Here is a 17,265-nt window from a genome sequence, read left to right on the forward strand (position 1 = left end):
AAGAGCCGGGACGCGCTTTCTACGCGTCCCTCAGTGATTTTTTAGCCGCGAATCAAGGACTGGAAACAACCGGTCATTATTCGGAGGGCACGTATTCTACAACTTCCAGATCGAAACCGGATATCGCATTAAATTTCATTGGCGCACTCATCAGGCGCATTTTGCGTACGCCCAGGTCCCGAAGGATCTGCGAACCGGCACCGACGATGCTGTAGGTGGTCGGTTTTTTCACGGCCGCCTGGTCGGCGGTTTCGCGAATGTGCGCCAGCAACACGTCGCCATCGAGCGGGTGTCCGAGCAACAGCACCACACCGCTGCCGGCCTCGGCGACCGCGGCCATGGCGGCGCGCAGGCTCCAGCGGCCCGGCTGCTTGACCATCAACAGGTCGCGTAGCGGGTCCATGTTATGTACACGAACCAGGGTCGGTTCTTCGGCGCAGACAGTGCCCAGTGTCAGGGCCATGTGCACGTCGCCTTCCACGGAATCACGATAGGTCACCAAGTTGAATTGGCCCAGTTCGCTGTCCAGTGGCTGCTCGGCAATCCGCTGAACGGTACGTTCGTGGATCATCCGGTAGTGGATCAGGTCGGCGATGGTGCCGATCTTGATGTCGTGTTCCGCGGCGAAGGTTTCCAATTCGGCGCGACGGGACATGGTGCCGTCGTCGTTCATCACTTCGCAGATCACGCCGCTTGGCTCGAAACCGGCCATGCGCGCCAGGTCGCAGGCGGCTTCAGTGTGGCCAGCGCGGGCCAGAGTGCCGCCGGCCTGGGCCATCAGCGGGAAGATGTGGCCCGGGCTGACGATGTCTTCAGCCTTGGCGTCTTTCGCGGCGGCCGCTTGCACGGTGCGCGCACGGTCGGCGGCGGAGATGCCGGTGGTCACGCCTTCGGCCGCCTCGATGGACACGGTGAACTTGGTGCCGAAACCGGAACCGTTACGTGGCGCCATCAGCGGCAGCTTAAGCAGTTCGCAGCGCTCGCGGCTCATCGGCATGCAAATCAGGCCACGGGCGTGCTTGGCCATGAAGTTGATGTGCTCGGGCTTGCAGCACTCGGCGGCCATGATCAGGTCGCCTTCGTTCTCGCGGTCTTCGTCATCCATGAGGATGACCATCTTGCCTTGGCGGATGTCTTCAACCAGTTCTTCGATGCTATTGAGCGCCACAAGGCACCCCCCTTCTTTCGAAATTTGAGCTTCAGGATTTGAGGTAGCCGTTTTGGGCCAGAAAGCTTTCGGTAATGTTACTGGACGTCGGCTCTGCGGCCTTGTCGCCCATAAGCAGACGCTCCAGATAACGCGCCAGCAAGTCGACTTCCAGGTTCACCCGGCGACCTGGCTGATACGACGCCATGATGGTTTCGCTCAGGGTGTGCGGAATGATCGTCAGCAGGAACTCGGCGCCATCGACCGCGTTCACGGTCAGGCTGGTGCCGTCGACAGTGATCGAGCCTTTATGGGCGATGTACTTGGCCAGTTCTTTCGGGGCGCGGATGCGGAATTCCACGGCACGCGCATTTTCGGTACGGGTAACCACTTCGCCCACGCCATCGACATGACCGCTGACCAGATGCCCGCCGAGCCGAGTGGTCGGGGTCAGGGCCTTTTCCAGGTTCACCGGGCTGCCGCTTTTGAGGTCATTCATGGCCGTGCAGTCGAGGGTTTCGCGGCTGACATCGGCGGCAAAGCCGTTGCCAGGCAACTCAACGGCGGTCAGGCACACGCCGTTGACCGCGATGCTGTCGCCCAGTTTGACGTCGCTCAGGTCGAGCTTGCCGGTTTCTACGTGTACCCGTACATCTCCGCCTTTAGGGGTCAATGCACGAATACTGCCGATGGATTCGATGATGCCGGTAAACATGGAGTCCTCCTCGAGAACAAAGCCGTCTAGGCGGCGGCCAGGAATTATACGCTGGCGACTGGTGAAGGAATGGCAGTGACCCGCCAGTCATCGCCAACCGCGCGAATTTCGGTGATTTTGAGCTCGGGCGCATCCTTCATTTGCGCGAGCGGCCAGTCAAGCAGTGGCCGCGCCGAGGAGCCGAGGAACTTGCCGGCGATGAAAATCTGGAATTCATCCACCAGGCCTTGCTGCGCGAAAGCGCCGGCCAGACGCGGGCCGGCTTCGACCAGCACTTCATTGACCCCGCGATGGGCGAGCTCGACCAGCAACTGACGCAAATCGACCTGACCGTCAACGCCGGGCACGATCAGGCACTCAGGGCCATTGGCGTACTGTTCTTCCACCGCCACGCAGGTGGCGACCAACGCCGGGCCGGCCTTGAAGAAAGGCGCATTCAACGGCACCCGCAGGCGGCCGTCGATCAGTACGCGCAGTGGCGGACGACTCATGGCCAAAGCGGTTTGCTCCGAGTCCAGGCCCAACTCGTCAGCGCGCACGGTCAGCCGGGCGTTGTCCGCCAGCACCGTGTCGGCGCCGGTCAGCACCACGCTGGCCTGGGCACGCAGGCGTTGCACCGCCGAACGCGCCGCTGTGCCTGTGATCCATTGGCTTTCGCCGCTTTCCATAGCGGTGCGACCGTCCAGGCTCATGGCCAACTTGACCCGCACGAACGGCAAGCCGTGTTCCATGCGCTTGAGGAAGCCTTGATTGAGCTTGCGCGCTTCACCTTCCAGCACGCCACTTTCGGTGGCGATCCCGGCCTGGGCCAGGCGTTGCAGACCGCGACCGGCGACTTCCGGGTTCGGATCCTGCATGGCCGCGACCACACGGGCGACACCGGCATTCACCAGGGCATCGGCGCAGGGCGGCGTGCGGCCGTGGTGGCTGCACGGCTCCAGCGTCACGTAGGCGGTGGCGCCACGGGCCTTGTCGCCGGCGGCTTGCAGGGCGTGGACTTCGGCATGTGGTTCGCCGGCGCGCACGTGCCAGCCTTCGCCGACAATCTGCCCGTCATGCACGATCACACAGCCCACCCGAGGGTTGGGGTGCGTCGTGTAATGGCCTTTGCGCGCCAGTTCCAGCGCGCGGGCCATGTAATGGGCATCGAGGATGGCAAGTTCTGCGGGCGTATTCATTCTTTCACCGGCTCACGGGCCAGGCGATCGATCTCTTCGCGGAACTCGTTGAGGTCCTGGAAGCGGCGATACACCGAAGCGAAGCGAATGTAGGCGACTTCGTCGAGCTTTTGCAGCTCGGCCATCACCAGCTCACCGACCACGAGGGATTTGACCTCACGCTCACCGGTGGCGCGCAGTTTGTGTTTGATGTGCACCAGCGACGATTCGAGGCGCTCGACACTCACCGGGCGCTTCTCCAAGGCACGCTGCATACCGGCGCGCAGTTTGTCTTCGTCGAACGGCTGACGGCTGCCGTCGGTTTTGATCAGGCGCGGCAACACCAGTTCGGCAGTCTCGAACGTCGTGAAACGCTCGCCGCAGGCCAGGCATTCACGCCGGCGGCGCACCTGTTCGCCCTCGGCGACCAGACGCGAGTCGATGACCTTGGTGTCGTTGGCACCGCAGAAGGGACAGTGCATGGTGGCAGGCAACAAAAAAAGGGAGGGCCATGGTAGCGCATCCCCGTGGCAAGACAAGCCATAGGGTTTGCGGTATACAGACGGCTATAGTGTTTGATCCATGGATTTCACCTTGCTGGAGCCGTAAATGTCCCTAAGACCGCTCGTTTTGCTCAGTCTATTCAGCCTGCTAGTGGCCTGCGGCAGCGATGCACCCAAGTCCCAGCCGCCGACACCAGGGCCGGCCCCACAGGCTGCGCAGAAAAAAGCGCAAGAATCGGCCAACCTCGGACCGCTGCCGGCGTATCAACGTGAATTGAGTGGCACCTTGCAAGGCGTGCCGGCCGGCGCCGAAGTCGAACTGGCGCTGCTGGTGATCGACGAAAAGGATCGCCCGCAACAATTGCTCGCCAGCTCCAGTTTGATCGGCACCAATCAAGTGCTGCCATTTCACCTGCGTTTTAATCCGGAATCGTTCCCGTCCGGTGCCCGCGTTGAACTGCGCGGTCGTGCCAGCCAGTCCGGCCAGTTGATTCTGCATCTGCCGTCGCGGGTCATTTCGCAGCCAACCACGCAGGCTTTGGGTCAGCTGCAATTTGTCAAAGCGCCATGATTGCACCGCTCGACCTGCAACAAGCCTTGGGTGAACTGCTCGGTGATGCGCAGCTTGTACCTGTCGCATTACCCGAGACCGACCTGAAACTCTGGCTGATCGACGGCGACAACATGGACCGCGCATTCAGCCCGGAAGAAACCCGGCGGATTCTGCATGAGCCGCCGTACTGGAGTTTCTGCTGGGCCAGTGGCCTGGCAGTGGCGCGCTACCTCGCCGAATTCCCCGAGTGGGTCAAAGGCAAACGGGTGCTGGATTTCGGTGCCGGTTCCGGGGTGGCGGGCATCGCTGCAGTGAAGGCCGGCGCGCTTGAAGTGGTGGCCTGTGACCTCGACCCGCTGGCGATTGCCGCGTGCCGGGCAAACGCGCAACTCAATGATGTCCATCTCAACTACTCGACCGACTTTTTCGCCGAGGCGGACCGGTTTGATTTGATCCTGGTCGCCGATGTGCTCTACGACCGGGTGAACCTGCCATTGCTCGATGAATTTTTAACCCGCGGCAAAGAGGCGCTGGTGGCCGATTCGCGTGTCAGGGATTTTCGTCATTCGCTGTATCAGCGCATCGAAATGCTGGAAGCGATGACCCTGCCGGATCTGGCCGAGCCCGAAGAGTTTCGGCATGTGAGCCTTTACCATGCGCTGCGCTAGCTAAAGGCATCGTCGGATCGCCGCCCGGAGCCGGCTCGCTCCCACAGGGATGTTCGGTGTGACGTAGATCACTTGGGGGAGCGGGCTTGCTCGCGAAGGCGTCCTGTCAGACAACACATCCCCAACTGTCACCCCGCTTCCGGCCACCCCCCACCAAGCCGTATAGTTGCCCCATTCACGCTTCCAAGAGATCCCACATGAGTCAGGAAACGCCGTACATCTTCGACGCCACGACTGCTGATTTCGACCAGTCGGTGATCGAGAACTCCTTCCACAAACCGGTGCTGGTGGATTTCTGGGCCGAATGGTGTGCGCCCTGCAAAGTGCTGATGCCGTTGCTACAGACCATCGCCGAGAGCTATCAGGGCGAGTTGCTGCTGGCCAAGGTCAACTGTGACATCGAGCAAGACATCGTCGCCCGTTTCGGGATTCGCAGCCTGCCGACCGTAGTGCTGTTTAAAGATGGTCAACCGGTCGACGGTTTTGCCGGTGCACAGCCCGAATCCGCAGTAAGGGCGATGCTTGAGCCCCATGTTCAAATGCCGCCACCGGCCGCCGCCGACCCGTTCGAGCAGGCTCAGGCCTTGTTCGATGACAGTCGTTTCGCCGACGCCGAAGCCGTGCTGAAAGTGCTGCTGGGCGAAGACAACACTAACGCCAAAGCGCTGATCCTCTACGCCCGCTGCCTCACCGAGCGCGGTGAGTTGGGTGAAGCGCAAACCGTGCTCGACGCGGTCAAGAGCGATGAACACAAAGCGGCGTTGGCCGGCGCCAAGGCGCAGATCCTGTTTCTCGGCCAGGCCAAGGATTTTCCGGATGCGGCAGACCTGAAAGCGCGCCTGGCGAAAAATCCGCAGGATGATGAAGCGGTGTATCAACTGGCCATTCAGCAACTGGCTCGCCAGCAATACGAGCCGGCGCTGGACTCGTTGCTGAAACTGTTCATCCGCAATCGCAGCTACAGCGAAGGCTTGCCGCACAAGACCTTGCTGCAGGTGTTCGAACTGCTGGGCAATGACCATCCGCTAGTGACCACGTACCGCCGCAAGCTGTTTGCTGCGTTGTACTGATCGTGACCTGTAGGAGCCGGCTTGCTGGCGATGAACGATGACGCGGTTCACCTGATGAAACGCAGCGTCTGCATCGCCAGCAAGCCGGCTCCTACAGCCAGCGGTACATCGGCGTATCCGCGCCGCTTTCCACCTTCACATCCGGGCAATGGCGCAAGCGCACCAACAAGCGCTTGCCCGACGCCGCGCTGCCCGTCAGAGTTTCCAGCTGATCGAGCAAATCCGGCCCGCTCAATTGCCCGGCCTTACGCAACAGGTCCCTGGCGATCTGCCACAACGCCTCATCCTGAGTCACCGGTTTGGCCGGGGCGAAACTGACTTCGGGCTTGTTCACCTGCAACTGCGCGCCGAGCCGTGCCCAGTCGCCGTCATCCATCTCCAGCGTCAAATCCACCGGCCAGTCGCCGATGCTTCCGCGTATACGCAACATACGTCTGCTCCTGCACATTTCTGACCTGCATGCTCCCATGGGACTTGTGCAACGCCAAGTAGCCGGTCAAACTCCGCTCACTTACGTTATAAGATTACATAACAATTTCTTCATTTTACTTTTCGGAGACCCGCCATGCGCCGTCTGCTGCTCGCTTTGCCGTTTGCCTTGTTGCCGCTGGCCGTCGCCCACGCCGCTGACGAACATGATCATGAGCACGGCAGCCTCGGCGCCCACGAACATGGCGTCGGTCGCTTGAATGCCGCGCTGGATGGCCAGACCCTGGAGCTGGAACTGGAAAGCCCGGCGATGAACCTGGTGGGCTTCGAACATGCCGCCACCACAGATACCGACAAAGCCAAAGTCGCCACCGTTCGTGCGCAACTCGAAAAACCACTGGTGCTGTTCAACCTGCCAAAAGCGGCCGGTTGCGTGGTCGCCATGCAGGAACTGGAAAGCCCGTTGTTCGGTGACAAACCGGACGCCGATGACCACGATGAAGACGCCAAAGACGAACATCATCACGATCACAGCGAAATCCACGCTCACTACCAATTCACCTGCGCAGCTCCCGGCGCCCTGAAAAACCTGGACTTGGCGAACATCTTCAACACGTTCCCGGCGACCCAGAAAATTCAGGTACAACTGATCAGCCCGAGCGGGCAGCAAGGCGTTGAAGTGACAGCCAAGGCGGCCGCCCTGAAATTCTGAATCCACCTCAAATCCCCCTGTGGGAGCGAGCCTGCTCGCGAATGGGCCGTCACATTCAACAGAGATGTTGTCTGTCACACCGCATTCGCGAGCAGGCTCGCTCCCACATGGGCGGTTCAACTATCACCTGACCGGTTTCACATGACCCAAGCACTCATCGAACTGTCCGACCTGGGCTTCAGTTGGCCCGGTCACCCACCGTTGCTGGATATCCCGGCGTTTCGCCTGGAACCTGGCGAAACCCTGTTCCTCAAAGGCCCCAGCGGCAGTGGCAAAACCACCCTGCTCGGCCTGCTCGGTGGCGTGCAGAAGCCGGATCGCGGCAGCATTCGTCTGCTTGGCCAGGAACTGACCGAACTCGGCGCCGGTGCGCGCGACCGTTTCCGCGTCGATCACACCGGTTACATCTTCCAACAATTCAATTTGCTGCCGTTTCTATCAGTGCGCGAGAACGTCGAACTGCCCTGCCACTTCTCCAGGCTGCGTGCCGAACGGGCGAAACAGCGCCACGGCAGCGTCGATCAGGCAGCGGCCACCCTGCTCGCTCATTTGGGTTTGAAGGATGAAAGCATCCTCAGCCGTCGCGCCGACTCGCTGTCCATCGGCCAGCAGCAACGCGTGGCCGCTGCGCGCGCGTTGATCGGCCAACCGGAATTGGTCATCGCCGACGAACCGACGTCGGCCCTGGACTACGACGCGCGAGAAAACTTCATTCGGTTGTTGTTCGCCGAATGCCGTGAAGCCGGCTCGAGCCTGTTATTTGTCAGCCATGATCAGAGCCTCGCACCGCTGTTCGATCGCCACCTGTCGCTGGCCGAACTCAATCGCGCCGCCACCCCGTTCGAGGTCTGAGATGTATTTGTTTCGTCTAGCCATGGCCAGTCTGGCTAACCGGCGCTTCACCGCCCTCCTCACCGCGTTCGCCATCGCCCTGTCGGTGTGCCTGCTGTTGGCGGTTGAACGAGTGCGCACCGAAGCCAAAGCCAGTTTCGCCAGCACCATCAGCGGTACCGACTTGATCGTCGGCGCGCGTTCCGGTTCGGTGAACCTGTTGCTGTACTCGGTGTTCCGAATCGGCAACGCCACCAACAACATCCGCTGGGACAGCTTCGAACACTTCGCCAACAATCCGAAAGTGAAATGGGCGATCCCGATGTCCCTTGGCGACTCCCATCGCGGCTATCGAGTAATGGGCACCACTGAGGCCTACTTCGAGCATTACCAGTACGGCCATCAGCAGCATCTGGAACTGGCCGACGGTCGCGCCTTCGCCACCGATCCGTTTGAAGTGGTGCTCGGTGCCGAAGTGGCGGATGCATTGCACTACAAGCTCGGCGACAAACTGGTACTGGCCCACGGCGTGGCGGTGATCAGCCTGGTCAAGCACGACGATAAACCGTTCACCGTGGTCGGCATTCTCAAACGCACCGGAACCCCTGTGGACCGCACGCTGCACATCAGCCTTGGCGGCATGGAGGCGATTCACGTCGACTGGCACAACGGTGTGCCAGCGCAAGGCAACGGCCGGATCAGTGCCGATCAGGCGCGCAACATGGACCTCACGCCGCAAGCGATCACTGCGTTCATGCTCGGCCTCAACAGCAAGATTTCGACCTTTGCGATGCAACGCGAAATCAATGAATTCCGTGGCGAGCCGATGCTGGCGATCCTGCCGGGCGTTGCACTGCAAGAGCTGTGGAGTTTGATGAGCACGGCGGAAAAAGCCTTGTTTGTGGTCTCGCTGTTTGTGGTGCTGACCGGGTTGATCGGCATGCTCACGGCGATTCTCACCAGCCTGAACGAACGTCGGCGCGAGATGGCGATACTGCGTTCGGTGGGAGCCCGGCCGTGGCACATCGCGACCTTGCTGGTGTTGGAGGCGTTTGCATTGGCGCTGTCCGGGGTGATTGCCGGCGTGGCATTGCTCTATGTGTGCATCGCCGCCGCCCAAGGTTACGTGCAAGCCAATTATGGCTTGTACCTGCCACTCGCGTGGCCCAGCGAATATGAATGGACGCTGCTCGGTGGCATCCTGATCGCCGCCTTGCTGATGGGCAGCGTGCCGGCCTGGCGCGCGTATCGCCAATCGTTGGCCGATGGCCTGTCGATCCGACTATGAGGACGTTGAATATGCCCCGCGCCTTACTTGCGCTGCTGATGCTGGTCGCCCTGCCCCTATGGGCAGCCGAGCCGAAAGACCTGACCTGGTCGCAAATGATCCCGCCGGATGCCGCGCCGGAAGTGCCGAACATGACGCCCCTGCACGACCTGTCGCAGATGAGCAGCACGCTGTCTGCCGAGTCGGCACCCGCCGCCAGACAGGACATGCCGAATGCGCCGGTGGTGAAGAGCCTTGATGGTCAGAATATTCGCCTGCCGGGCTACATCGTTCCACTGGAAGTGAGTGAAGACGGTCGTACCACGGAGTTTCTGCTGGTGCCGTATTTCGGCGCGTGCATCCATGTGCCACCACCGCCGTCGAACCAGATCGTGCATGTGAAAAGCGAAGTCGGCGTGAAGCTGGATGAGCTGTACCAACCGTACTGGATCGAGGGGGCGATGCAGGTCAAGGCATCAACCAGTGAGTTGGCGGATGCCGGATATCAGATGGAGGCGAACAAGATTTATGTGTATGAATTGCCGGAGTGAATCCGGCATTTCTGTGTCGCCCACAAGATAGCTATCGCTAGCAGGTCGAATCGTCGCACCGTCGCTCCCACAGGGATCACCTAAACCCTGCGGGAGCGGCGGTGCGACGATTCGACTTGCCCGCGATGGGGCCTCAGTTACACCACAGAAACAAGCCCCATCACTGTTTTCATTGAGCTGAATCAAAAGACCGCATCAGACGGCTTTGTACCATTGGGCATCAAAAATTTTTAACGCCCTTTGGAGCCCTCCCATGCACAAGTCTTTGCTCAGCGCCTCGCTGGTTGCCCTCGCGCTCGCAGCCCCGCTCGCCCACGCCTTCGAGGCTGGCGACATCCTTATTCGTGCCGGCGCAATCACCGTCGACCCAAAAGCCGACAGCTCCAGCGTTAAGGTCGATCAAGGCCCGCTGGCCGGTGCAGACCTGGGTGGCGAAGCCACCCTGAGCAGCGACACGCAGCTGGGTCTGAACTTCGCGTACATGTTTACCAGCCACTGGGGGATCGAACTGCTGGCAGCCACCCCGTTCGAGCATGACGTGAAACTCAAAGGCACTGCCCTGGGCTCTGCGGCCAACGGTAAACTCGGCACCATTAAACAGCTACCACCGACCTTGAGCGTCGTGTACTACCCGCTGGACCCGAAGTCCGCTTTCCAACCGTACCTCGGCGCCGGCATCAACTACACCGTGATCTACGACGAAAACGTCGGCAGCGAAGCCCAGGCCAAGGGCTTCAGCAACTTCGAAGCGGACAACTCGTGGGGCATGACGTTTCAGGTTGGTGCTGACTACATGATCACCGACAACATCTTGATCAACGCCCAAGTGCGCTACATCGACATCGACACCACCGCGACCGTTGAAAACAACGCGATTGCGCCGGGTACCCGGGCTAAAGTCGATGTGGACGTAGACCCGTTCGTTTACATGGTTGGCTTGGGTTACAAATTCTAAGCCCCCTTCGCGAGCAGGTCGAATCGTCGCACCGTCGCTCCCACATTTGATCTGTGCATCAACACACAACCACTGTGGGGGCGACGGTGCGACGATTCGACCTGCTCGCGAAGACGTCAGCCCAGACAGCACACAGCCAGCCCCAATAAAAAAGGCGCCTTCACAGGCGCCTTTTTTGTGATCGCGAAAATCTCAGCGCCCCAACAACCGTGCCAGGCCAACACTCATGGGTGTCTGCGCAGGGTAGGTAAAGCGCTCCAGCAAACGCCGGTTGTTCGCCCGCGAATGGCGGATATCGCCAGAGCGCGCCGGGACGTAGCTGATGGGCGGCAACTCACCGAACAGCGCTTCCAGCGCTTGTAGCAATTGCTTGAGACTGGTCGCCTGGTTCCAGCCGACATTCACCGCACCGGCTTCAACTTGCGGCTTTTCGATGGCCTGCACCAGCAGTTCAATCAGATCCTCGACGTAGACGAAATCGCGCGTCTGCTCGCCATCACCGAACACGGTAATCGGCAGACCTTGGCGCGCCCGTTCGCTGAAAATGCTGATGACCCCGGAATACGGCGAGGAGGGGTCCTGACGCGGGCCGAAGATGTTGAAGAAGCGGAAAATCACCGGCTCCAGCGCATGCTGGCGACGGTAGAATTCGAAGTAGTGCTCGCTCGCCAACTTGTCCACTGCGTAAGGCGTCAATGGCGCCTTGGGCGTGTCTTCGTCGATCGACTCACCTTCGCCATTGTTGCCGTAAACCGCCGCACTGGAGGCAAACAGCACGCGTTTGACGCCGGTCTGGCGCATGGCTTCGCAGACATTCAGCGAACTGATGAAATTGCTTTGGTGAGTCTTCACCGGATCGGCCACCGAGGCCTGTACCGAGGCCACCGCGGCCAGGTGCGCCACGGCGCTGCAACCGACCATCGCCCGAGCCACCAAAGCAGCGTCGGCGACATCACCTACGATCAATTCGAGGTTGGGGTTATCCAGCGGCAGGTTGCTGCGTTTGCCGGTGGACAGATCATCGAGAATGCGCACCGAATGCCCCTTGGCGAGCAAGGCATCGGTCAGGTGCGAGCCGATGAAACCGGCACCGCCGGTGATTAAAACAGGGCCGTCAGCCATGGCGATAAAACCTATCCAGTAAGCCCGGGAGTGCGGCGCGCCAAGCGCGAGGTTTGATCCCGAACGTGTGCAAAATTTTCTTGCAGGCCAGCACCGCGTGTTGCGGCTCTTCGGCGGCATCCGGTCGCGCGGCGTGAGCCTGGGCAGTCGGCGCTTCAATGGCCAGCGGATGCAGGCTGCGTGCTTCGGTCAGGATAGCCTGACCCAGTGCCAGCGGCGTGGTCGCCTCATGACCGGCGTAATGATAGGTGCCCCACAGCGGCGCCGCACAATCGAGTTGTTTGAGCACCGAGATGATCACACGGGCCGCATCGTCGACCGGTGTCGGGTTGCCCCGGCGGTCGTCGGCCAACAACAGCTCTTCAGGCGTCTCGGCCCGCGCGAGGAAACGCCCGAGCGTGCCGTCAGGACTGTCATCGAGTAACCAACCGAAACGCAGCAATACGTGCTGCGGGCAAGTCGCGCGAACGCTTTGTTCGATGCGCCACAACGACTGACCGCGCAGCCCCAGCGGAACCGGTTCGTCCTTCTCGCTGTAGGCGGTGGCACGGGAGCCATCGAACACGCGATAGCTCGAGGGTTGCAGCAGAACGATGTTGTGATGCTGGCACAGTTCGGCCAGACGCTCGATTGCTCGCTCCTGCCCGGCCAGACGTTGCTCGCTGACCGCTTCCGCCTGAAACCAGTCGAAGTAGTAGGCGAGGTTGATCAACGCGTCCGGACGGGTGTCGTCGAGCAGTTGCGTCAGGCTCGCGGCATCCCAGCCGTCTTGCGGGGGGCGGGGGGCGAGGAAACCGATGTCTTCCTCCGCACCGAGGCGAATCAGCGCCTGCCCAAGGGCATTTCCGCCGCCCAGTAACATAAGGCGCATTCGCATAGAGTCAGCAGGCCCAGTCTGATTGGAACGATGGCTTTTATCGACAAGGCCCGCGGGCCATGTCGTTGATAGTTTCTGGAATCGTTGCATTTTGCGGGTTTAGTGCGCAACCGTCATCCGTAAAGTGTAGATCCCGCAATTTTCGGTGGTCCCTGTGGCGAGGGGGCTTGCCCCCGTTGGGTCGCGCAGCGGCCCCAAAAACTGTCTATCTGTTTCTCCTGAAAGGCCGCATTGGCTGACTTTACGACTGCTGCGCAGCCGAACGGGGCGGTGCGGCGTTCCGACAAGCCCCCTCGCCACAGGGATACCGGTCAGCTTTAGGGGCTTGCAACTTCCCGTGGCCGACCGCATAAATCAGAACATGAATCTGCCAATCCCGACGGACAGCGCCCTGGCAGGCTTCCACCCCGCCGTCAGCGCCTGGTTCAGCAACACCTTCCCGACGGTCACCGCCGCCCAGGCCCGGGCGTGGCCATTGATTCGCCAGCGCCGCTCGACCCTGATTGCCGCGCCCACCGGGTCCGGCAAAACCCTCACTGCCTTCCTCGCCGTCATCGACGACCTGGTTCACCGGGGGCTGGAAACCGACGACGGGCTGCCAGATGAAACACTGGTGGTCTATGTCTCGCCGCTCAAGGCCTTGTCCAACGACATCCAGATCAACCTGCAAGACCCGCTCGCCGGGATCACCGAGCAATTGCGGGTGATGGGCCTGCCCCCATTGCAGATCAACACCGCCGTGCGCACCGGTGACACCCCGCAAAAAGATCGCTCGGCCATGCGCAAGATCGCGCCGCACATTCTGGTGACCACCCCGGAATCCCTTTACGTGCTGCTCGGCTCGGACTCCGGCCGACAGATGCTCGGCACCACACGCACAGTGATTGTCGATGAAATCCACGCCATCGCCGCCAGCAAACGTGGCAGCCATTTGGCCCTGAGCCTTGAACGGTTGCAGGCGTTGTGCGCAGAACCGCTGGTGCGCATTGGTCTGTCCGCCACGCAAAAACCCATCGAAGCGGTGTCGCGCTTTCTCGTGGGCCGCGACCGTCCTTGCGACATCATCGACATCGGTCACGCCCGCCCACGGGATCTGGACATCGAAGTCCCGCCCGTGCCGTTGTCAGCGGTCATGGCCAACGATGTGTGGGAACTGGTCTACGACCGCCTCGCCGCCCTCGCCCGCGAACACCGGACCACGCTGATTTTCGTCAACACCCGGCGTCTTGCCGAACGCCTGAGCCGGCATCTGAGCGAACGCCTTGGAAAGGACGCCGTGGCCGCCCACCACGGCAGCCTGGCCAAAGAGTTTCGTCTGGACGCCGAACAACGGCTCAAGCGTGGCAACCTGCAAGTGCTGATCGCCACCGCTTCACTGGAATTGGGCATCGACATTGGCGATGTCGACCTGGTGTGCCAAATCGCCTCGCCGCGCTCGATTTCAGGGTTTCTGCAACGGGTCGGCCGTTCCGGGCACCAGGTCGGCGGTACGTCCAAGGGCCGCTTGTTTGCCACCACCCGCGACGACCTGATCGAATGCGCCGCGCTGCTCGATTGTGTAAGGCGCGGCGAACTCGACACATTGCAGATTCCCACTGCGCCGCTGGACGTACTCGCGCAACAAATCATCGCCGAGGTCAGTTGCCAGGAATGGTCAGAGCAAGCGTTGCTGGCGATGCTGCGTAACGCCTCGCCTTATGCCGAACTCGACGAAAAACATTATCAGGCGCTGCTGCACATGCTCGCCGAGGGCTACAACGGTCGGCAGGGCATGCGCAGCGCTTACCTGCACCGCGACGCCGTCACCCGCACCCTGCGCGGTCGCCGGGGCGCCAAGCTGACCGCCGTTACCAGTGGCGGGACCATTCCGGACAACGCCGACTACAGCGTTTTGCTGGAACCCCAAGGGCTGAATATCGGCAGCGTCAACGAAGACTTTGCGGTGGAAAGCATTGCCGGGGACGTGTTCCAGTTGGGCAATACCTCCTACCGAATCCTGCGGGTCGAAACCGGCAAGGTCCGGGTCGAAGACGCTCAGGGCCAACCGCCGACCATTCCGTTCTGGCTGGGTGAAGCACCGGGGCGCAGCACGGAGCTTTCGTTCGCCGTCGCTCGCCTGCAAGCGCACCTCGACGACTTGCTCGGCGCCACGCCGGGCAACCTGCAACCAGCCCTCGACTGGCTGACCGACACCCTCGGCCTGAACGTCGCCAGCGCCGGGCAACTGGTGGATTACCTCGCCCGGGCGCGCCTGACGCTGGGTGCCCTGCCGTCACAAGACACGTTGCTGATGGAGCGGTTTTTCGACGAGTCCGGTGGCACGCAACTCATCATCCACACCCCGTTCGGCAGTCGCATCAATCGCGCCTGGGGCCTGGCCCTGCGCAAGCGCTTCTGCCGCACTTTCAACTTCGAATTGCAGGCCGCCGCCAGCGAAGACGCGATCGTGCTGTCGCTGTCCACCAGCCACAGCTTTGAACTCGACGACGTCTGGCGCTACCTGCACAGCAACAGCGCCGAGCACCTGCTGATTCAAGCGGTGCTCGACGCGCCACTGTTCGGCGTGCGCTGGCGTTGGAATGCCGGCGTCGCCCTGGCCCTTCCGCGCTACAGCGGCGGACGTAAAGTCCCGCCGCAGATCCAGCGGATGAAAAGCGAAGACCTGATCGCCAGCGTCTTTCCCGATCAGATTGCCTGCGTGGAAAACCTCGCCGGTGAGCGTGAAATTCCCGACCATCCGCTGGTGGAACAGACCCTCGACGATTGCCTGCACGAGGCGATGGACAGCGAAGGTTGGCTGGCTTTGCTGCGGCGCATGGAATGTGGCGACGTACAGCTGATCAGTCGTGACCTGCCGGCGCCGTCGCCGCTGGCGGCGGAAATCCTCAGCGCCCGACCCTACACCTTTCTGGACGATGCGCCGCTTGAAGAGCGGCGTACGCAAGCGGTGCTCAACCGGCGCTGGACCGATCCACAGTCCTCTGACGACCTCGGTGCGCTGGATGCCGACGCGATTCAAGCGGTACGCGATGAGGCTTGGCCGACGCCCACCGGAATCGATGAAATGCATGAGGCGTTGATGAGCCTTGCGTGCATCACCGATGCCGAGGCGCAGGCCAATGCACACTGGCTCGACTGGCTGAACGCCTTGGCCGACAGCGGTCGCGCCAGCCGGTTGCAGATCAACACCAGGCAAGGTTTGTGGCTGGCAGTGGAGCGGCTGGCCTGCTTGCAGCCGATTTATCCACAGGCGACATTAGTGCCGGCGCTGCAAGCGTTGCCCGGTTTCGATGAGGCCTGGGCGCCAGACGAGGCCGTGCTTGAAGTGATCCGCGCACGGCTCAGCGCGTTTGGGCCGTTGCCACTCACAGCGATTGCCGAGCCGCTTGGATTGGCGGCGAATCATGTCACCCAGGCCTTGGCGCAACTGGAACGCGAAGGCTATGTGTTGCGCGGCCGCTTCACGCCCGGCGCAGGGTTTGAGCAATGGTGCGAACGACATTTGCTGGCGCGAATTCATCGCTACACGGTCAAGCGTTTGCGGCGCGAAATCGAGCCGGTGGCGTTGCAGGATTTCATGCGTTTTCTGTTCGACTGGCAGCATCTGTCGGCGGCAACTCAGGGCCAGGGCAGCGCGGTATTGCCCGCCCTCGTCGGTCAGTTCGAAGGCTATCCCGCCGCCGCATCAGCCTGGGACAGCGACATTCTGTCGGCACGAATCAAAGACTATTCACCGGGCTGGCTGGATGATCTGTGCCGCAGCGGCAAACTGGTCTGGACGCGCCTGACCGCCCGCAACAAGGGCGCCAGCACGGCATTGCGCAGCACGCCGATTCTGTTGTTGCCGCGCACTCAGGTCGGCTTGTGGAGCGGCTTGACCGAGCAGACACCGGTCAGCGAATTGTCACCCAAAACGCAAAAAGTGCACGAAGCGCTCAGCCAACACGGCGCGCTGTTTTTCGATGAGCTGATGCACGAAGCTCATCTGCTGCGCTCGGAACTGGAAATCGCCTTGCAGGAACTGGTCGGCGCCGGGTTGGTGAATGCCGACAGCTTCGCCGGGTTACGGGCGCTGATCACCCCGGCCAGCAAACGCCGAAATCGCAGCAGTCGACGCGGGCGCGGAGCGTTTGTCGGCGGGATGGACGATGCCGGGCGCTGGGCCTTGTTGCGCCGCGGGCCTGCCGCGCCGGTTGTGGACAACCAACGTCCGGCGCCGACACCGACCGAGACACTGGAACACATCGCGATGACCTTGCTGCGACGCTACGGCGTGGTGTTCTGGCGCTTGCTGGAACGTGAGGCGGACTGGCTGCCGAGCTGGCGCGAATTGCTGCGCACGTTCCATCGGCTGGAGGCTCGGGGCGAAATACGTGGCGGTCGGTTCGTCAGTGGCTTGGCCGGTGAACAGTTTGCGTTGCCCGAGGCGATTCCACTGCTGCGCGAAGTACGTCGACGGCCGCATGACGGCAGTTTGATTGCGGTGTGCGGGGTTGACCCGTTGAACCTGGCCGGGACGCTGTTACCCGGTGCGAAAGTACCGGCGTTGGCGAGTAATCGGCTGGTGTACCGCGATGGGCTTCCGGCGGCGGCGGAGATTGCCGGGAAGCCGCATTTTTGGTTGGAGCTGGATCAGCAGTTGACTGCCGAGCTGCACAGCAAGCTGATCCGGCATTGATGCCGTCCGGACTGGCCTCTTCGCGGGCAA

Annotated in this window: 16 protein-coding genes; 9 read left to right on the plus strand and 7 right to left on the minus strand. The window is 61.6% G+C overall.

Going from position 1 to position 17,265, the window contains the following annotated elements; all coding sequences use genetic code 11:
• Window positions 1–76 precede the first annotated feature (76 nt).
• The 4 genes from ribBA to nrdR are packed head-to-tail and all read right to left on the minus strand — an operon-like array spanning window position 77 to window position 3,501.
• Window positions 77–1,168: a bifunctional 3,4-dihydroxy-2-butanone-4-phosphate synthase/GTP cyclohydrolase II gene (ribBA, locus tag ACWGZX_RS10850; RefSeq protein ID WP_452628305.1), complete on the minus strand. Its 1,092-nt coding sequence runs from the start codon at window positions 1,166–1,168 to the stop codon at window positions 77–79.
• Window positions 1,169–1,199: 31 nt separating this feature from the next.
• Complete coding sequence (locus ACWGZX_RS10855) at window positions 1,200–1,862, minus strand: riboflavin synthase (RefSeq protein WP_452628306.1); 663 nt, start codon at window positions 1,860–1,862, stop codon at window positions 1,200–1,202.
• 44 nt (window positions 1,863–1,906) lie between these two features.
• Window positions 1,907–3,040: a bifunctional diaminohydroxyphosphoribosylaminopyrimidine deaminase/5-amino-6-(5-phosphoribosylamino)uracil reductase RibD gene (gene ribD, locus ACWGZX_RS10860; protein ID WP_452628307.1), complete on the minus strand. Its 1,134-nt coding sequence runs from the start codon at window positions 3,038–3,040 to the stop codon at window positions 1,907–1,909.
• Window positions 3,037–3,501, minus strand: a complete 465-nt coding sequence (gene nrdR, locus ACWGZX_RS10865; RefSeq protein WP_249483906.1) for a transcriptional regulator NrdR — start codon at window positions 3,499–3,501, stop codon at window positions 3,037–3,039. Before nrdR ends, ribD begins: the two co-directional genes overlap by 4 nt.
• A gap of 127 nt (window positions 3,502–3,628) precedes the next feature.
• On the opposite strand from nrdR, the gene ACWGZX_RS10870 reads away from it, so the two are divergent.
• The 3 genes from ACWGZX_RS10870 (at window position 3,629) to trxA (ending at window position 5,813) form a co-directional block, all read left to right on the plus strand.
• Window positions 3,629–4,093, plus strand: a complete 465-nt coding sequence (locus ACWGZX_RS10870; protein WP_223521896.1) for a YbaY family lipoprotein — start codon at window positions 3,629–3,631, stop codon at window positions 4,091–4,093.
• Window positions 4,090–4,743 carry a class I SAM-dependent methyltransferase gene (locus ACWGZX_RS10875; RefSeq protein WP_452628308.1) on the plus strand — a complete coding sequence of 218 codons (654 nt, stop codon included), beginning with the start codon at window positions 4,090–4,092 and terminating at the stop codon, window positions 4,741–4,743. The genes ACWGZX_RS10870 and ACWGZX_RS10875 overlap by 4 nt, the downstream gene beginning before the upstream one ends.
• Window positions 4,744–4,940: 197 nt before the next feature.
• Window positions 4,941–5,813, plus strand: a complete 873-nt coding sequence (gene trxA, locus ACWGZX_RS10880) for a thioredoxin (protein ID WP_452628309.1) — start codon at window positions 4,941–4,943, stop codon at window positions 5,811–5,813.
• A gap of 91 nt (window positions 5,814–5,904) precedes the next feature.
• Here trxA and ACWGZX_RS10885 read toward each other — a convergent pair whose 3' ends face one another.
• Window positions 5,905–6,243: a hypothetical protein gene (locus tag ACWGZX_RS10885; RefSeq protein ID WP_452628310.1), complete on the minus strand. Its 339-nt coding sequence runs from the start codon at window positions 6,241–6,243 to the stop codon at window positions 5,905–5,907.
• A 135-nt stretch (window positions 6,244–6,378) separates the two neighbouring features.
• Between ACWGZX_RS10885 and ACWGZX_RS10890 the strand changes: the two genes are divergently transcribed.
• From ACWGZX_RS10890 to ACWGZX_RS10910, 5 genes are all read left to right on the plus strand, one after another.
• Complete coding sequence (locus tag ACWGZX_RS10890) at window positions 6,379–6,954, plus strand: DUF2796 domain-containing protein (protein WP_452628311.1); 576 nt, start codon at window positions 6,379–6,381, stop codon at window positions 6,952–6,954.
• Between the two features lie 141 nt (window positions 6,955–7,095).
• Window positions 7,096–7,806, plus strand: coding sequence for an ABC transporter ATP-binding protein (locus ACWGZX_RS10895; protein WP_223521886.1), 711 nt, complete (start codon window positions 7,096–7,098; stop codon window positions 7,804–7,806).
• Window position 7,807: 1 nt separating this feature from the next.
• Entirely contained in the window at window positions 7,808–9,073 is a 1,266-nt protein-coding gene (locus ACWGZX_RS10900) for an ABC transporter permease (protein WP_452628312.1), read from the plus strand.
• 11 nt (window positions 9,074–9,084) lie between these two features.
• On the plus strand, window positions 9,085–9,603 hold the full coding sequence (locus ACWGZX_RS10905) for a DUF3299 domain-containing protein (protein ID WP_223521882.1): 519 nt from the start codon (window positions 9,085–9,087) through the stop codon (window positions 9,601–9,603).
• Between the two features lie 253 nt (window positions 9,604–9,856).
• Window positions 9,857–10,558, plus strand: coding sequence for an OmpW/AlkL family protein (locus ACWGZX_RS10910; protein ID WP_452628313.1), 702 nt, complete (start codon window positions 9,857–9,859; stop codon window positions 10,556–10,558).
• A gap of 192 nt (window positions 10,559–10,750) precedes the next feature.
• Here the strand turns inward: ACWGZX_RS10910 and ACWGZX_RS10915 are convergent, their stop codons facing one another.
• Both ACWGZX_RS10915 and ACWGZX_RS10920 read right to left on the minus strand, forming a co-directional pair.
• Complete coding sequence (locus ACWGZX_RS10915) at window positions 10,751–11,680, minus strand: NAD-dependent epimerase/dehydratase family protein (RefSeq protein WP_452628314.1); 930 nt, start codon at window positions 11,678–11,680, stop codon at window positions 10,751–10,753.
• Window positions 11,673–12,557 carry a sugar nucleotide-binding protein gene (locus ACWGZX_RS10920; RefSeq protein WP_452628315.1) on the minus strand — a complete coding sequence of 295 codons (885 nt, stop codon included), beginning with the start codon at window positions 12,555–12,557 and terminating at the stop codon, window positions 11,673–11,675. Before ACWGZX_RS10920 ends, ACWGZX_RS10915 begins: the two co-directional genes overlap by 8 nt.
• Window positions 12,558–12,918: 361 nt before the next feature.
• Between ACWGZX_RS10920 and ACWGZX_RS10925 the strand changes: the two genes are divergently transcribed.
• Window positions 12,919–17,235 carry an Lhr family helicase gene (locus ACWGZX_RS10925; protein WP_452628316.1) on the plus strand — a complete coding sequence of 1,439 codons (4,317 nt, stop codon included), beginning with the start codon at window positions 12,919–12,921 and terminating at the stop codon, window positions 17,233–17,235.
• The last annotated feature ends 30 nt before the right edge of the window (window positions 17,236–17,265 follow it).

The sequence above is a fragment of the Pseudomonas sp. CLCA07 genome, from assembly GCF_053615335.1.

Coding starts and splice junctions, on each gene's coding strand:
- ACWGZX_RS10855 (WP_452628306.1), bottom strand. CDS start 1,862: ATGTTTACCGGCATCATCGAATCCATCGGCAGTATTCGTGCATTGACC.
- ribD (WP_452628307.1), bottom strand. CDS start 3,040: ATGAATACGCCCGCAGAACTTGCCATCCTCGATGCCCATTACATGGCC.
- nrdR (WP_249483906.1), bottom strand. CDS start 3,501: ATGCACTGTCCCTTCTGCGGTGCCAACGACACCAAGGTCATCGACTCG.
- ACWGZX_RS10870 (WP_223521896.1), top strand. CDS start 3,629: ATGTCCCTAAGACCGCTCGTTTTGCTCAGTCTATTCAGCCTGCTAGTG.
- ACWGZX_RS10875 (WP_452628308.1), top strand. CDS start 4,090: ATGATTGCACCGCTCGACCTGCAACAAGCCTTGGGTGAACTGCTCGGT.
- trxA (WP_452628309.1), top strand. CDS start 4,941: ATGAGTCAGGAAACGCCGTACATCTTCGACGCCACGACTGCTGATTTC.
- ACWGZX_RS10885 (WP_452628310.1), bottom strand. CDS start 6,243: ATGTTGCGTATACGCGGAAGCATCGGCGACTGGCCGGTGGATTTGACG.
- ACWGZX_RS10890 (WP_452628311.1), top strand. CDS start 6,379: ATGCGCCGTCTGCTGCTCGCTTTGCCGTTTGCCTTGTTGCCGCTGGCC.
- ACWGZX_RS10895 (WP_223521886.1), top strand. CDS start 7,096: ATGACCCAAGCACTCATCGAACTGTCCGACCTGGGCTTCAGTTGGCCC.
- ACWGZX_RS10900 (WP_452628312.1), top strand. CDS start 7,808: ATGTATTTGTTTCGTCTAGCCATGGCCAGTCTGGCTAACCGGCGCTTC.
- ACWGZX_RS10905 (WP_223521882.1), top strand. CDS start 9,085: ATGCCCCGCGCCTTACTTGCGCTGCTGATGCTGGTCGCCCTGCCCCTA.
- ACWGZX_RS10910 (WP_452628313.1), top strand. CDS start 9,857: ATGCACAAGTCTTTGCTCAGCGCCTCGCTGGTTGCCCTCGCGCTCGCA.
- ACWGZX_RS10915 (WP_452628314.1), bottom strand. CDS start 11,680: ATGGCTGACGGCCCTGTTTTAATCACCGGCGGTGCCGGTTTCATCGGC.
- ACWGZX_RS10920 (WP_452628315.1), bottom strand. CDS start 12,557: ATGCGAATGCGCCTTATGTTACTGGGCGGCGGAAATGCCCTTGGGCAG.
- ACWGZX_RS10925 (WP_452628316.1), top strand. CDS start 12,919: ATGAATCTGCCAATCCCGACGGACAGCGCCCTGGCAGGCTTCCACCCC.